The organism is Arthrobacter sp. DMZ02-1R (assembly GCF_057747935.1).
Genome location: NZ_CM173230.1, coordinates 1,351,960 through 1,366,382 on the forward strand (window position 1 = coordinate 1,351,960; position 14,423 = coordinate 1,366,382).

The 14,423-nt window shown below is 61.2% G+C and carries 14 protein-coding genes; 8 read left to right on the forward strand and 6 right to left on the reverse strand.

What is annotated here, in order from left to right; all coding sequences use genetic code 11:
- Positions 1–89: 89 nt before the first annotated feature.
- The 3 genes from AC3ANQ_RS06585 to AC3ANQ_RS06595 are packed head-to-tail and all read right to left on the reverse strand — an operon-like array spanning position 90 to position 2,128.
- Positions 90–857: an SCO1664 family protein gene (locus AC3ANQ_RS06585; protein WP_488304346.1), complete on the reverse strand. Its 768-nt coding sequence runs from the start codon at positions 855–857 to the stop codon at positions 90–92.
- Positions 857–1,411 (reverse strand): DUF3090 domain-containing protein, encoded by a 555-nt coding sequence (locus AC3ANQ_RS06590; RefSeq protein WP_488304347.1) that lies wholly within the window; start codon positions 1,409–1,411, stop codon positions 857–859. The genes AC3ANQ_RS06585 and AC3ANQ_RS06590 overlap by 1 nt, the downstream gene beginning before the upstream one ends.
- A gap of 24 nt (positions 1,412–1,435) precedes the next feature.
- The gene (locus AC3ANQ_RS06595) at positions 1,436–2,128 is read right to left on the reverse strand and encodes a histidine phosphatase family protein (RefSeq protein ID WP_488304348.1); all 693 of its coding nucleotides are present in this window, start codon (positions 2,126–2,128) and stop codon (positions 1,436–1,438) included.
- 343 nt (positions 2,129–2,471) lie between these two features.
- Here AC3ANQ_RS06595 and AC3ANQ_RS06600 point away from each other — a divergent pair, with 343 nt between their 5' ends.
- The 3 genes from AC3ANQ_RS06600 (at position 2,472) to AC3ANQ_RS06610 (ending at position 3,666) form a co-directional block, all read left to right on the forward strand.
- Positions 2,472–2,753, forward strand: a complete 282-nt coding sequence (locus AC3ANQ_RS06600; RefSeq protein WP_234748389.1) for a type II toxin-antitoxin system RelE/ParE family toxin — start codon at positions 2,472–2,474, stop codon at positions 2,751–2,753.
- Positions 2,740–3,042 carry a HigA family addiction module antitoxin gene (locus AC3ANQ_RS06605; RefSeq protein WP_488304349.1) on the forward strand — a complete coding sequence of 101 codons (303 nt, stop codon included), beginning with the start codon at positions 2,740–2,742 and terminating at the stop codon, positions 3,040–3,042. The genes AC3ANQ_RS06600 and AC3ANQ_RS06605 overlap by 14 nt, the downstream gene beginning before the upstream one ends.
- 111 nt (positions 3,043–3,153) lie before the next feature.
- Positions 3,154–3,666 carry a hypothetical protein gene (locus AC3ANQ_RS06610; protein ID WP_488304350.1) on the forward strand — a complete coding sequence of 171 codons (513 nt, stop codon included), beginning with the start codon at positions 3,154–3,156 and terminating at the stop codon, positions 3,664–3,666.
- A 13-nt stretch (positions 3,667–3,679) separates the two neighbouring features.
- Here AC3ANQ_RS06610 and AC3ANQ_RS06615 read toward each other — a convergent pair whose 3' ends face one another.
- Entirely contained in the window at positions 3,680–4,459 is a 780-nt protein-coding gene (locus AC3ANQ_RS06615; RefSeq protein ID WP_488304351.1) for an alpha/beta fold hydrolase, read from the reverse strand.
- Between the two features lie 84 nt (positions 4,460–4,543).
- On the opposite strand from AC3ANQ_RS06615, the gene AC3ANQ_RS06620 reads away from it, so the two are divergent.
- Positions 4,544–6,310, forward strand: a complete 1,767-nt coding sequence (locus AC3ANQ_RS06620) for a GNAT family N-acetyltransferase (RefSeq protein ID WP_488304352.1) — start codon at positions 4,544–4,546, stop codon at positions 6,308–6,310.
- A gap of 18 nt (positions 6,311–6,328) precedes the next feature.
- Here the strand turns inward: AC3ANQ_RS06620 and AC3ANQ_RS06625 are convergent, their stop codons facing one another.
- Complete coding sequence (locus AC3ANQ_RS06625; RefSeq protein WP_488304353.1) at positions 6,329–6,532, reverse strand: hypothetical protein; 204 nt, start codon at positions 6,530–6,532, stop codon at positions 6,329–6,331.
- A 386-nt stretch (positions 6,533–6,918) separates the two neighbouring features.
- On the opposite strand from AC3ANQ_RS06625, the gene AC3ANQ_RS06630 reads away from it, so the two are divergent.
- From AC3ANQ_RS06630 to AC3ANQ_RS06640, 3 genes are all read left to right on the forward strand, one after another.
- Positions 6,919–8,694, forward strand: coding sequence for an ABC transporter family substrate-binding protein (locus tag AC3ANQ_RS06630; protein WP_488304354.1), 1,776 nt, complete (start codon positions 6,919–6,921; stop codon positions 8,692–8,694).
- Positions 8,695–8,874: 180 nt separating this feature from the next.
- The gene (locus AC3ANQ_RS06635) at positions 8,875–10,416 is read left to right on the forward strand and encodes an ABC transporter permease (protein WP_488304355.1); all 1,542 of its coding nucleotides are present in this window, start codon (positions 8,875–8,877) and stop codon (positions 10,414–10,416) included.
- Positions 10,413–11,510, forward strand: coding sequence for an ABC transporter permease (locus AC3ANQ_RS06640; protein ID WP_488304356.1), 1,098 nt, complete (start codon positions 10,413–10,415; stop codon positions 11,508–11,510). The genes AC3ANQ_RS06635 and AC3ANQ_RS06640 overlap by 4 nt, the downstream gene beginning before the upstream one ends.
- A 21-nt stretch (positions 11,511–11,531) precedes the next feature.
- Here AC3ANQ_RS06640 and AC3ANQ_RS06645 read toward each other — a convergent pair whose 3' ends face one another.
- Positions 11,532–12,161: a PH domain-containing protein gene (locus AC3ANQ_RS06645; RefSeq protein WP_488304357.1), complete on the reverse strand. Its 630-nt coding sequence runs from the start codon at positions 12,159–12,161 to the stop codon at positions 11,532–11,534.
- A gap of 79 nt (positions 12,162–12,240) precedes the next feature.
- Between AC3ANQ_RS06645 and AC3ANQ_RS06650 the strand changes: the two genes are divergently transcribed.
- Entirely contained in the window at positions 12,241–14,088 is a 1,848-nt protein-coding gene (locus AC3ANQ_RS06650; protein ID WP_488304358.1) for an ABC transporter ATP-binding protein, read from the forward strand.
- Positions 14,089–14,423 lie beyond the last annotated feature (335 nt).

Sequence of the window (14,423 nt, forward strand, 5' to 3'; positions counted from 1 at the left end):
TCTGCCGATGCGATCGCTGCACATCCCGGCGTGACCAAAGAGACCGTCTACACCTGGATCGCCGGACGCTCCACACCGGCCCAATTCCCTCAGAACAGCGGCCAGGGCACCGCCGACATCTCACCGCTCGGAGCCGGAAACCGCCCTGCCAACCGCAACCGGGCGCAGCGCGCGGCGAGCGAAGCGATTTCTTCGGCGCTGAGCAAATTCGCAAGGTTTCGGCCCAGCCCACCGTGCAGTCCTTCGCTGACACGATCGATGCCCTCGCGTTCCTCGGCGGACAGAGGGTCTCCCAGCCATCCCCACAGCACCGTGCGCAGCTTGTGGTCACGGTGAAAGGTGAGGCCATGGTCCACACCGTGCCGGTGTCCGTCCGTCATGGCAAGAATGTGGTCGCCTTTGCGGTCGGCGTTGTTGACGACCGTGTCGAACACCGCCATGCGTCTGAGCGCTGGCGAGTCTTCGTGAACGAGGGTGACCATCCGTCCGTTCTCATCTCGTCCCTCGAGAACGTGTTTCCAGCCCGTCTCGGGCACGTGGTCTGTCGCGACCAGGTTCACGGCATTTTGGGCGGGGTCTTGCTCCTGCCAGAGCTGCACCATTCCTTCGCCCATCGGACCATCGCGCAGCCAGGTGTGCGGCACGATGTCCCAGCCGAAGGCCTGCGAGACCAGGTATGCGGCCACCTCCCGCTGAGCCAGGGTGCCGTGGGGAAAATCCCACAGCGGAGTTTCGCCTGCTATCGGCTTATAGACGACCACCACGTCGCCGATGCGGCCCAGAAATGTAGCGTTTGAAGCCGTCGTGATGCGGCCGGTGAGCGTCAGCTCGGCGGTCACTAGGTCCGGCGTTGGCATCAGACCTCGGGAAGGGTGCAGATGTGCCCGTCGGCGTCTATGGGGTAACCGCAGAGCGGGCACGTCGGACGCCCGGCGCCCACGATCTCACGGGTGCGCTTGGCGAATGCGCGGGCAGTGCCGACCGGCATTCGCACCAGCAGCATTTCGGGCGCGCTAGCGCCGTCCTCATCAAGCGATGCGTCGTTTTCATCAGCATCGACATCAGTGATGGGGTAGGCCTCAATTACGACCTGGGCGGTGGTTGGGTCCCAACCTAAGCTCATGGCACCAGTGCGAAACTGCTCCTGAACGGCCTCGAGCTGGTCATTGTCGACAAGTTCAATGGGAGTACTCTTGGGAACACTGAAGGGGTTGCCCTCGACGGTGATGAGCTGGTCGAGAATTTCGTCGATCTTCTCCGCGAGCAGAGCCGACTGCTGCTTCTCCAGGGCAATACTCACGATCTGCGTCCCTGCACGCACCTGCAGGTAGAACGTGCGCGCCCCCGGAAGGCCAATGGTGCCGACGACGACCCGATCAGGCCAGGAAAACTCGTGAACACGTGTAGGCATGTCAGTAGTCTAGGCACATGAGGTTCATGGCGCCTCTTGCCCTGCACCGCCGCCCACCGGCGCATCGCCAGAGTGGATGCCTTTCGACAGCCACGACAGATCACCCGCGTCGGTGTTGGTCGCGTAGACGCTCGGCCGACTAGCGGCGTAGCGCACGATCGATACGGAGGCGGGACCCACGGTAATACGCTGGAACAGGTCAAGGTGCATGCCGAGCGCGTCGGCGAGGATTGACTTGATGATGTCACCGTGACTCACCGCCACCCACACGGCTCCTGGCCCGTACTCGGCTTCGAAGGCTGCATCGTGGCGTCGAATCGCTGCCACCGACCGAGCCTGCATCGAGGCCATGGATTCACCGCCGGGAAATACGACGGCGGACGGTTGGGACTGAACAACCGGCCACAGATTCTCGGTCGCTAGATCACTGAGCGTGCGGCCCTGCCACTGGCCGTAATCGCACTCGGTGAGATCGAGATCGACCGGCGCGTACGGCGTGCCAGCCTGGCGATCGAGAATGAGCTGGGCGGTCTGCTGACAACGCTCAAGCGGGCTCGACACAACCGCGACCAAGGGCACGGCCGCAAGCCGGTCTCCGGTCAGAGCCGCCTGGTGGCGCCCGATCTGGTCCAGGCTAACGCCGACGGCCCGACCGGCCAGCCGCCCAGTGGCATTGGCTGTAGTGCGGCCGTGCCGCACGAGAATAACTGTCGCCATCCACCCAGCCTAACCACCCGCTCGCTGCGGTGGAGCCGATATTTACGCCGTCCTATCCGGCCCGGGGTAGACCAGAGCGACTTCGCTGCCCGGACGTCTGCTGCTCACGGCGAGCACGGCGTTTACATCCTGGTCAGGTGCCCGGTCCTTCGTCGATGGCCGAGCCCCAGCATTCAGCCGGGCGGGGAATCGGGGGCTCGGACGGTCCACAGCGAACCGCTTTCCTCCTCCGGATCGTGCGCGCAGCCCAACGTCGTGCCGAGACGCTTCCCTGTGACGGAACGTGGTGGGGCTCCGATTTAACGTCTAGCGTTATTAACGCTGTGCGTTATATCCTGATGTCATGATCAGGTCGTTCGGGAGCAAAGACACCGAACGACTGTGGCGTCGTGAGCATGTGGCTTCGATGGATTCACGGATCCTTCGGTCCGCCCTCCGCAAGCTTCGCCAGGTGGGGTCCGCGGAGTCGATCGAGGATCTCCGCGTTCCGCCGGGGAACCGGCTCGAAGCACTGAAGGGTGACCGGGCCGGTCAATACAGCATCAGGATCAACGACCAGTGGCGGATCTGCTTCAGGTGGACGGACGCTGGACCAGAGGAGGTGGAGATCGTTGACTACCATTGACTATCTTGCGCCGATTCACCCAGGTGAAGTTCTCATGGAGGATTTCATTGAGGGTTTCGGCATCACGCAGAACAAGCTCGCCGTGGCGATCCATGTGCCGCCGCGCCGAATCAATGAGATAGTGCACGGCAAGCGTGCGATCACAGCCGACACGGCACTACGTCTCGGCAGGTATTTTGGAACGTCGGCTCAGTTCTGGCTCAACCTGCAGACGCATTACGATCTCGACGTTGCCGAAGATCGTGCGGCTGGGCAGATCGCTGCCATCACGCCTCTCAAGGTCGCGTGAACAAATCGGTGCGGCTGGTCATCGACGTGCCGGTACAGTTCATCTCGCGAGTTATCCACATAACGCAACTCAGCCGTCCTGCGCAGCTTGCGCTTTGGCAATACTTGGTGAATGGGAATCAGATATTACGCATATGCATTCGACGGCGACCTCACTGAACAGGTGCTTTCCGACCCGATGACCTTCGTGTCGGTCGATCCACTTGCTGATGCTTGGGGCCTTGACCCTGGTGTCGGGATCAGTGGTACCACCTTCGAGCAATTGATATCTGAGCGCGACATGCTCTATCTGGACAAGGCATGGCGGCATCTGCAGGTTCTCACGGCCCCATTGGGGGCGGCCATGGCGGCGCGACCCGCTTTTCGTATGTTTGAAGGCAACGTGACCATGCATGGCGAAGGTTGGGATCCGTGGGTAAGGGCCTTGACTCCGTCCGAGGTTTTGGCGATTGCTCAGGACTTGGACGATATCTCTGATGCGGAGGTGAGGCTGCGGTTGCCGGATTCGCCATGTGTCGATCGGGACCTTGACGTCGAGTATGCCGTTGGCTATCTTCGACGGGCTCGGGTCTTCGCCACCAATCTCGCCGACGAGGGGCGCGGCATGGTCTACCTGATCGGGTAACGATCATCCTGTCTTAGCCTCGACGGGCGACATCCTGGCTCAGGATGTTAGGCCAGGTTTCGACATCTCCTGGGGTGCGGGCGACCGTCAGCGTTGCTTTGGGGAGCAGCGCGGCAAGGGATTCCGCGGTTGACAGCGGGTGGCCCGGATCATCGACCCACGCCAAGATTGTCGTCGGTACGTCTATTCCTGCGACGGCCTCAGGGGCAGGCAGATCGCTGAGTGCCGCGCCTCGAAACAAGGACGGCAATAGGGCGTCGGCGACGTCGGGCACTGTCTGCGGCGCACCAATTGTGGCCGGCGGCGGTGTTGTTCCGCGCGTGGTGGCGAGGAATGCCTCGACACCAACAGATTCAATGAGCGCCGCGGCAACTTGGTAGTTTGCAGCCTGTGCAGCCCGGGTTTCCCACGCGGTGGGTGGCACCATAAGCGTGAGCCCGGTGAAGCGGTCTGGCTCGCGGGAAGCGGCGTGCAAAAGTGTGCCGGTACCCATGGAGGGGCCAACTCCGTGGACACGTTCGCCTGGGAACCAGTGATCGAGCAGTCGCAGGAGGTCGTCGGCCAGGCTTTGCCATTGATAGTCCTCGGGGACCTTCCGCCCCGTCGACCGGCCATGGCCTCGAGCGTCGTACCGCAGCAGTCGAGTTCCACTAAGCCCTCGACCGAGGTCGAGGTTGAGCACCCGATCGCGCGCGCGGCTTGAGGTAAGTCCATGCAGTTGGACAACAGGGTGTCCACCTTCGTCGCTCAAAGCGACCGCAAGCTCGGCTCCGGAAACCTCGAAAGTGGGCATCAGGCTCCTCGTTTCGTGACTGAACGCGTCACCTTGAGCGGCCGCGTTGAGCATTCAGGTTATCTGGGGCGATAGGATACTGCCATGCGGCTGACCAACGTCACGCACCTGCGCCTACCGTTCGGACGACTCTGGGGCTACGACGTCAGCGTCTCGGTGTCCGATCGGCGTCTTCCGGTGTCCTTTGACCAGCGGCTCCACGTGGGGGCAGGCGACCGCGCCGGCTCCTGGATGGCATTGTCTTTTCGGCTGCCTTCACCAACTCGTCGTGAGTCAATTGCCGATGCTTGGCTGGCTGTCGTCGCCCGTCATGGCACACTGCGAACGGCATTCGTGCCCGGTGCGGATGGTGATCCGGAGCTTCACGAAATTGATATTGATGCGGGAACCTGGGTCGAGCATCAGGTATCTCCTGGCCAGGCCGTCAATGACGCGGTGCGGGACATTCTCGATGCCGCATGTTCGCCATACGCACAGCCCTCACACCGGCTGTGCGTATTGGAGACTGCTGCTGGACTCACAGTCGTGATTGCGGCCGACCACGCCCACGTCGATATGTGGTCGATGCTGGTGATCGCGCGAGACCTGCTGTCGGCGCTCGATGCAGGGAGGGCGGGCGGTGAACCGTTGTCCGGGCCAGCGCCGGCATTTGTTGAACACACGCAAGCACTGCTAGATCGGAATGCGGCGCCGGACCACGTGCGTCACCGATGGGAAGACATCATCAGGGACAGCGGCGGCGTAATGCCGCAATTCCCACTGCCCCTGGGTGCGCCCGATCCGCAGCGCGAGCGTGTAGAAGTTCGCGATGTGTTCGATCTCGACGACGGTGCCGCATTTGCTGCGCAGGCACGCAACGACGGTGTCTCGACGCTCGCACTCGCTGTTGTTGCGATGACAGCGGTGACCCGCGAACTGGCGGGAACCCCGCTGCGAGCCGTTTTTCCCGTGCATAGCCGCTTCGACGACCGCTGGCATGACTCAGTCGGCTGGTTCATTACTAATTCGGTACTTGAGTCGGCGGTCGCCGAGCCGCGCGCTGCGGCGGCCGCGGTCAAAGAGGCTGTGCGGCTTGGCTCGTGGCCGCTCGCGGACGTGCTAGCTCCATGGGGCGGCATGCCCGTAGCTCCTGGTATGTTCGCGATCTCTTGGCTGGACCTGCGCAGACTGCCGGTGCGAATCGACTCCGTCGGACTCGACGCCCATTATGTGAGCGCGACAATCGACACCGACGGCGTCATGCTTTGGTTCATCCTGGACGAGTCCGGTCTGCACTTGAGATGCCGTTATCCCGACACCGTTGAGGCTCGAGCCAACGTCGGCGGATGGCTTGATCTGCTGGTCGCTCGTTTGCAGGAAGGTGCGCGATCCTCAGTTCGAGGACTGCTGCGGGTGGCGGGCCGGACCTTCAGGCTGGAACGGGCGAGTCGCGATGACGTCGAGGCCATCGCCGCGCTGCTGTCTGATGATCAGTTCGGTCCCGATCGTGAGTGCGTCGAGCTCGATCGATACGAGGCGGCCTACAACTTGGTTGTTCGCGACAGTTCCAACTATCTGGGGGTTGTCCGCAATGATGCCGATCGCATCGTTGCCACGATGCAATTGACCGTCATTCCAGGTCTTTCCCGGGGCGGTTCTTCCCGACTACAGATCGAGGGACTGCGAGTTGCGGCCGCGGAACGCTCACTTGGCTTGGGCACCGCGATGCTTGAGTGGGCACACAATTTTGGGCGTGCGCGTGGGGCGCAACTGGCACAGGTGACCACGGACGAAGCACGGGAACGGGCTCGAGCCTTCTACACCCGACTCGGATATCGGACTGCCCACGTAGGGCTGAAACGGCGCATATAGTAGCCGGCTCAGGCCGGGCTAGTCTGTTTTCGGATACCAGACCACAGTCGCAGGCTCATCGTCGTGATGTGGACTGTCTTGTTCGTCCAGGTCAGGCTGGCCCTGCGCCAACCCAGACCACTGGTACTCTCCGCCTGGATGAATCTCCGGGAAGTCCGACACCTCGCCTTCGCTGCGTTCTTTATCCCGGGGACCGCCCTCATAAATGAATTTCTCGCCCATACACCTCAACGTAAACCCCAAGACGATGTCTAGATACCCCCTGCACTACGTGGCAGTTCATGAGCCCTACCGAGCGTCTCCCTGTTATCTCTTCTCCGCGTTCCCGCTGGGAAGCTTCAGTGATGGAGAATTAACTGACATAAGCCGCGGTTCGCCTTGAATCGGGGCATTTGTCACGTCGGCTGGATCACGGAAGCACTTGGACGTCCTTCAATGATTGCATCTCGATAACAAACTTTACTGGCGGGAAACTTTGGACCCAAACATCCGGTCCGGGCGCTAGGCTACTGCTCATGTGAGACGTGCCGCAAGCCTGCTGAGGGGGTTGTGGCAGTCTGCCGGAGTCAACAGCGCCGGCTTTTTCCACTCAAAAAATAGGAGGCGGAATGCGTTTCGGACGTACTTCCAAAGCAGTGGGCATCGCGGCAATCGCCGCAATCGCACTGAGCGCCTGCGCCGGCAATACCGGCGGCAACACCCCGTCCACCGGAGCGGCCAAGCAAGGTGGCTCGGCCACCGTCGTCGAGGTCAACGCTTTCAACACGTTCAACCCCAATACTGCAGATGGCAACACTGACATCAACTCGAAGGTCAGCTACGCCACGCACTCGGGGTTTTACTACATCGACAACAAGCTGAATGTCGTCCACAACGACAAATTCGGCAAGATGGAAAAGGTCTCGGATAGTCCGCTGACTGTGAAGTACACCATCAACGACGGTGTGAAGTGGTCCGACGGCACACCCGTTTCGGCCGCAGACCTCCTCCTCCAGTGGGCAGCCTTCTCCGGCTACTACGACGACGCCGACGCCAAAGCGAAGACCGGCACGTCGTACTTCTCCTACGCTGGTGACAACTCGGGCCTCAGCCTGACGGATTTCCCGGAGATCAGCAACAACAACAAGACTCTTACGCTCAAGTACTCCAAGCCTTTCTCCGACTGGGAGATTGTCCTGGGTGGCCCTGGCATTGACGTTCCTGCCCACGTCCTGGCCCAGAAGGCCGGACTGAAGGACACCCAGGCCCTGATTGACTTCTTCAAGAGCAAGCCGCGCGGAGATGCCAAGGCACCCCAGCCCGCCGACGCGAAGCTGAAGGCCATGTCGGAAATGTGGAACACCGGCTTCGACACAAAGACGCTTCCCGCAGACCCGACACTGTTCCTCTCGAACGGCCCTTACATCGTCAAAAGCATGAACCAGGACCAGTCCCTCACCATGGTCCGCAACAAGGACTACAACTGGGGACCGACGCCGAGCCTTGACGAAATCACCGTCCGCTACATCGGTTCCGCTCCGGCTCAGGTCCAGGCCCTCAAGAACGGCGAGGCAGACATCATTGCCCCGCAGGCTTCCGCTGACACTCTCGAACAGCTGAAGGCACTCTCCAGCCAGGGCGTAACCGTTGACCAGGGCAACCAGCTGGCCTTCGACCACTTGGACCTGAACTACTCGGGACCGTTGGTCGACCAGAACGTGCGGCAGGCCTTCATGAAAACCGTGCCCCGCAAGGACATCGTCAACAAGATCATTGGCAAGCTTGACCCGAATGCCAAGCCGCTCGACTCGCAGATCTTCGTCCCGCAGCAGGCTGCTTACGCGGATTCGGCCAAGAACAACGGTTCCTCGGCCTACCAGGATGTCGACATTGATGGCGCCAAGAAGCTCCTCAACGGTGCCACTCCGGAAATCCGCATCATGTACAACAAGGACAACCCCAACCGTGTTGACGCCTTCTCGCTGATTCGCGAATCGGCCACCAAGGCCGGCTTCAAGATCGTCGACGGCGGCCTTGGCAAGTCCGACTGGGGCAAGGCACTGGGCAAGGGCGGCTACGATGCCACCATCTTCGGCTGGATCAACCCGGGCGTTGGTGTCTCCGGCGTTCCGCAGATCTTCAAGACCGGCGGCGGCAACAACTTCAACAAGTTCAGCAACGCTGACGCGGACAAGTTGATGGAAGAGCTCGTGATCACCACAGACCGCAGCAAGCAAGATGACCTCGAGAAGCAGATCGACAAGAAGATCTGGGACTCCGCATACGGTGTGCCGCTCTTCCAGTCCGTGAACGTGGACGCTTACAGCGACCGCATCACCGGTGTGAAGCTCATGCCGAACCAGACTGGTGTTTGGTGGAACTTCTGGGAATGGGCTCAGAAGTAAGACCCAATTCAGCGAGCAATATCGCCAGCCGAGGCGCCGGGACCGACGTATCATGGTCCCGGCGCCTTCGGGTTGGTGAACCGGCATATTGTCTGCTTCCCAACGACCTCATGCAGGGAAGGGGCACGATTCTGCGATAGGCGCCGGCGACCCCGGGCCTGGATTTCGAGGTTCTTCACCATGGTGACCTATATCGTCCGGCGGCTCATCACCGCCGCATTCATTCTTCTTGGAGCATCATTCTTGGTGTATCTCCTGACAGCGTTGTCCGGAGACCCCTTGGAAGAGCTCCGCACCAGCAGTGCACCGAACCGGCAAGCATTGATGGATGCGAGAATCAATTTGCTTGATCTCGACACACCAGCGCCGCTTCGCTATTTCAAGTGGCTCGGCGGCGCCGCCCAATGCCTAGTTCCCCTCGGCAACGCCTGCAATCTCGGCAAGAACATCGCCGGGCAGCCAATCACGGAGGCCCTCGGCTTCGCGCTGGTTCAAACCCTGACGCTCGTTACCGGCGCCACCATTCTTGCGATTCTCATCGGCATTTCGCTAGGCATCGTCACCGCACTTCGCCAGTACAGCGCCTTGGACTATGGCGTGACCTTCATGGCATTCCTGTTCTTCTCATTGCCGATCTTCTGGGTAGCCGTCCTTCTCAAGGAGTTCGGTGCCATTGGCTTTAATGACTTCCTGCGAAATCCGGAAATACCCCCGGCCGTGGCCCTTGGAGTCGGAGCCGTCTTGGGCCTCATTGGGGCTGTCGTCGTGGGCGGCGAAGTGAAACGCCGACTGATCGTCGGAGGGTCTGTCTTTGCTGCCGTTTCGGTTGTTCTTTTCTACTTCTCGCTGACTCAATGGTTCCGCAATCCGGGCCTGGGGCCGGTCATCATTGCGATCATGGGGGCGGGAATCGCCGTCGGAATCACCATATTGGTTTCCGGACTCAAGAACCGGAAGGCGCTGCAATCGAGCCTGATTGTGGCGGGCATCGGTGTGATCGCCTATTTCGCTGTGCAGCCGCTGCTCAATGACGCGACCGCGCTCATGATCTTCCTCCTTGCAATCGCCACCATTCTGGTTGGCGTCGCGGTGGGGTACTTCATGGGCGGCTACGACCGCGGCCAATCCATGCGCGCCGCAGGACTCACGGCCTTCCTGGTCGGAGCCCTTGTGGTCATGGACCGGTTCATGCAGGCCTGGCCCTCTTATTTCAACAACAGCCGGGTTCGCGGACGTCCGATCGCCACCATCGGAGCGGGAACCCCAAACATCCAAGGCGATTTCTGGATCATGTCTACAGACACCTTGACCCACCTCGTCTTGCCAACCATTGCCCTGATCCTTGTCTCGTTGGCCAGCTACACGCGGTTCACACGTTCGTCGATGCTCGAAATCATGAACATGGACTACATCCGCACAGCGCGAGCCAAGGGCTTGAGCGAACGTTCCGTGGTCATGGGCCACGCCTTCCGGAACGCTCTGATTCCGATTGCAACGATCGTCGCCTTTGACATCGGAGCATTGATCGGTGGTGCCGTCATTACTGAAACGGTCTTTTCCGTTCGGGGCATGGGTTTCTTGTTCATCGACGGACTGCTGCACACGGACCCTAACCCGGTGATGGGCGTGTTCCTTTGTGTGGCTATGACCGCCATGGCCTTCAACTTGATAGCGGACCTCGCGTACTCCGCGCTCGACCCACGCGTAAGGATCAAAGCATGAGCCAGCCAACCCAAGAGGACGAACTCCTCGCGCAACAGGCGCTTGCCGAAGCTGCAGCCACCCACGCAGGCAGCGAAGTTACCAGCGGCCTGAGCCAGGGCCAGATTGTCCGTAAGAGATTTTTCGGCCACACGGGCGCCCTGATAGGACTCGCTGTTTTCGCGGTGATCTTCCTGCTTGCCTTTACCGCGGTGGGCGCGTTCGGGATTCCCGGGTGGTGGAAGTACAACCACCTAGACGTCTCGCCGCTCGTCAACGATGGTGCTCCAACCTCCTCGCTGTGGCCGTTTGCGTGGGGCGAGCATCCGTTTGGCCAAGACCGGATCGGGCGCGATCTGTTTGCCATGACGATGCGGGGCGCGCAGCAGTCGATCACAGTGATGCTCCTGATCGGTGGCATTGCAGGTGCGATCGGCGCCATCGTCGGGGGACTTGCCGGCTATTTCCGAGGCTGGGTCGAAGCCGTTCTCATGCGCCTGACGGACGTCATTATCATCATTCCGTTGCTTCTCCTCGCGGCCGTGGTGGGCCAGATAGCCAACCGCAGGGATGAGGGCAGTTGGTTGACCGGCTTTGCCGCCAACAACGGCGTGGTCATTCTCGGCGTCTTCCTCGGATTTGTGAGCTGGGTGGGCCTCGCCCGTCTTGTCCGGGGTGAGTTCCTGACCCTCCGTGAGCGGGAGTTCGTCGATGCTGCCCGGATCTCCGGAGCCTCCAACGCGAGGATCATCTTCAAGCACATCTTGCCGAACGCCGTCGGTGTGCTGATCGTCAACGTAACGCTGACCATGTCCGCCGCCATCCTGCTAGAGACGGCCCTCAGCTACCTCGGCCTTGGAGTGCACCCGCCAGATACCTCACTAGGCCTGTTGATTTCCCAAAACCAGGAAGCCTTTGCTACCCGGCCTTGGCTTTTCTGGTATCCGGGTCTGTTCATCATCCTCATCTGCCTCAGCATCAACTTCATCGGCGATGGCCTGCGGGACGCCTTCGACCCGCGGCAGAAGAAGTTCCGGGCCAAGTCCGCGGTTGAGACCGCAAAGCACTCCAGCACGACGACGGCGCCGGTCGCCGATACTCCGAAGGGCAGCTGAGTGGGACCCGCCAGGGGAGCCTCAGTATCGGAAGACCGCCCAGTAGCTGGCCGCGGCCAGCGCCACTGTGGCTGCCACGCGGAACCATCCGACCGTAACCGCCACTGTGGCGTCCTCCGCCCGGCCGGGCTCTACCTGGCCGGACTCCACGAGGTCCTGCCAGCGGGTGCGGACCAAGACGGCTGCGGCACCCGAATCGGTGTTCTTGAGATCTCCTGGTCGAACCGAACTGCCAGGACCGTATGTGGTGCCTGGGAGCCCTCTCAGGTGCTCGGGGCGGGCATTGCGCCCGCCCCAAATCCCGGGCGCCGGTGCTGCCCACGCGGAGTATTTTTTGCGGGGCGTCACGAGCGTGAGGGCGTAGCGGGTGTCCACCTGCACCAGGGCATCCCACGGGACCTCAACGGTGCTGTAAGGGTTCTCCAGCCGTACGCCGGAGTCCATGACCACCACCACCGGGCGCCAGAACAGCAACCAGCCGATGAAGGCAACAAGGAGCAGGGGAGCGGTGCCCGGAAGGGCTCCCGGACCGGCCGCCACAAGCGTCACGACCACCCCGAAGGCCGCTATTGCCCAACAAGCCCAGGCGAACAGCCTGCTGGTGCGGGCCTTGAAGATTTCGACATTTCCAGCATGGGGCTCTCGGCTCATGCCCCTAATAATTCAGGATTCCGGGCTACTTCACTAATCACCCCTTGGAGGGTGGCCCGGGCGGAAGGGAATACCCAACATGACTGACAATGCCAGCCCCGAACCTGAGGCAACCCCGCTTGAGACTGCCTCGGACAAGAGTGCGCTTGGGAGCGTGGTCCTGGAAGTGCGCGATCTCAGCGTCGACTTCGGTGTGGAGAAGAAATGGGTCCCCGCCGCCATCGGACTGAACTATGAGGTCAGGGCGGGCGAGGTCCTCGCGATAGTCGGTGAGTCCGGTTCCGGCAAGAGTGCCAGTTCCATGGCTTTGTTGGGATTGCTGCCAAGCAACAGCCGGGTCACGGGGAGTGTGAAGCTCTCCGGCAAGGAGCTGCTTGGCGCCAAATCCGGCACCATCAGGGAGGTCCGTGGCAAGGATGTTGCCGTGATCTTCCAGGAACCGATGACGGCGCTCAACCCCGTCTACACGGTGGGTGCCCAGATCGTTGAGACGATCCGGCTTCACAACGTGGTCTCGCCGGATGAGGCCAAGGAGCGCGCATTGCGCATGTTGGACCTCGTGGAGCTTCCTGACCCGGAGAAGGCCTTCAGGTCGTATCCGCATCAGCTTTCCGGCGGCCAGCGCCAGCGGGCCATGATCGCCCAGTCGTTGTCTTGCGACCCGAAACTGCTGATCGCGGATGAACCCACCACGGCACTTGACGTGACGGTCCAAGCTGAAATCCTGGATTTGATGCGCAATCTGCGCAACAAGCTGGATAGCGCCATCGTCCTCATCACGCACGACATGGGTGTGGTGGCCGACCTCGCTGACCGGATAGCAGTGATGCGCAAGGGTGTCATTGTGGAAACGGGTACGGCGCAGCAAATCTTCAGCAACCCGCAACATGAATACACGCAGGCGCTTCTGGCAGCTGTTCCCCACTTGGGCCAGGGCGCGGACAGCCCCGATGTCGATGTCACTGCGGCCCTGGCTGCGGCCACCAACACCGAGCTGGAATCCGTTGAGCATGACGAACTGCTCCGCAGGGAACGTGAAAACCAGGCGGCTTTGAAGGCGGCGGCGGAAGAAGCGGCCAAGCCCAAGGGCAACCCTGTGCTTGAGCTGATCGACGTTACCATCGAGTACCCCAAGCAGGGCCGTGTTCCTGCGTTCCGTGCTGTCGAGGGGGCAAACCTGGTCATCTACCCGGGTCAAGTGGTGGGCCTGGTTGGGGAATCGGGATCCGGCAAGACGACCATTGGCCGCGCCGCCGTCGGGCTCTTGCCTGTGGCCGCCGGCAGCATGCATGTGGTGGGTCAGGACATTTCCGCAGCTAAACGGAATGGAAAACAGCTCCGCGAGGTGCGCCGGGATATCGGCATGGTTTTCCAGGATCCGTCGTCGTCGCTGAATCCGCGGCTGCCTATCGGTGAGAGCATCGGCGAACCGATGTTCCTTGCCGGGGCCGCCAAGGGCGTGGAACTGCAGAAGCGGATCGAGAACCTTCTGGACCAGGTGGAGCTGCCCCGCGGTTACCGCAACCGTTACCCGCATGAGTTGTCGGGCGGGCAGAAGCAGCGTGTCGGTATTGCGCGTGCGCTGTCCCTGCAGCCCAAACTTATGGTGGCGGATGAGCCGACGTCGGCGTTGGACGTTTCGGTGCAGGCGAAGGTTTTGGAACTCTTCCAGAACCTGCAGAAGGAGCTGGGATTCGCGTGCCTGTTCGTGACCCACGACCTCGCCGTGGTTGATGTGCTGGCGGACCGGATTTGCGTTATGCAGCGCGGCCGGATCGTGGAGCAAGGCACCCGGGAACAGATTCTCCGTAATCCGCAGGAACCTTACACGCAAAGGCTGCTTGCCGCGGTACCGCTTCCGGACCCGGAGAAACAGCGCGAGCGCCGGGAACTGCGGGCGCAACTCATGGCCGCCGGCATCGAGTAGCAACTGCGCGCGAAGCAGTTCGCGGCACAAACGGACTGCCGCTCGTTGCGAAAGAGTCCCCATGGCCAACGGTCCACGGGGGCTCTTTTTTGCGCCCGGGTGTTCTTTCGCACTTCCACGAAAGACGTTTTGGCACGCCCGAGAACCCCTATTTTTCGGCGAAAAGTAGGGGTCAAGCGTGTCGAGTGTACCAAGGGGTAACCCATTACGTGAAGTGACTGCTTCATTTACTTGAAATGACTGCTTCATTACTAAAACTGTCATATGCATACTTGCCCATTTGCGCCAAGGGGATTCCATATTTCGGACAAGGTGTGGTTAGGATTGCACATCCA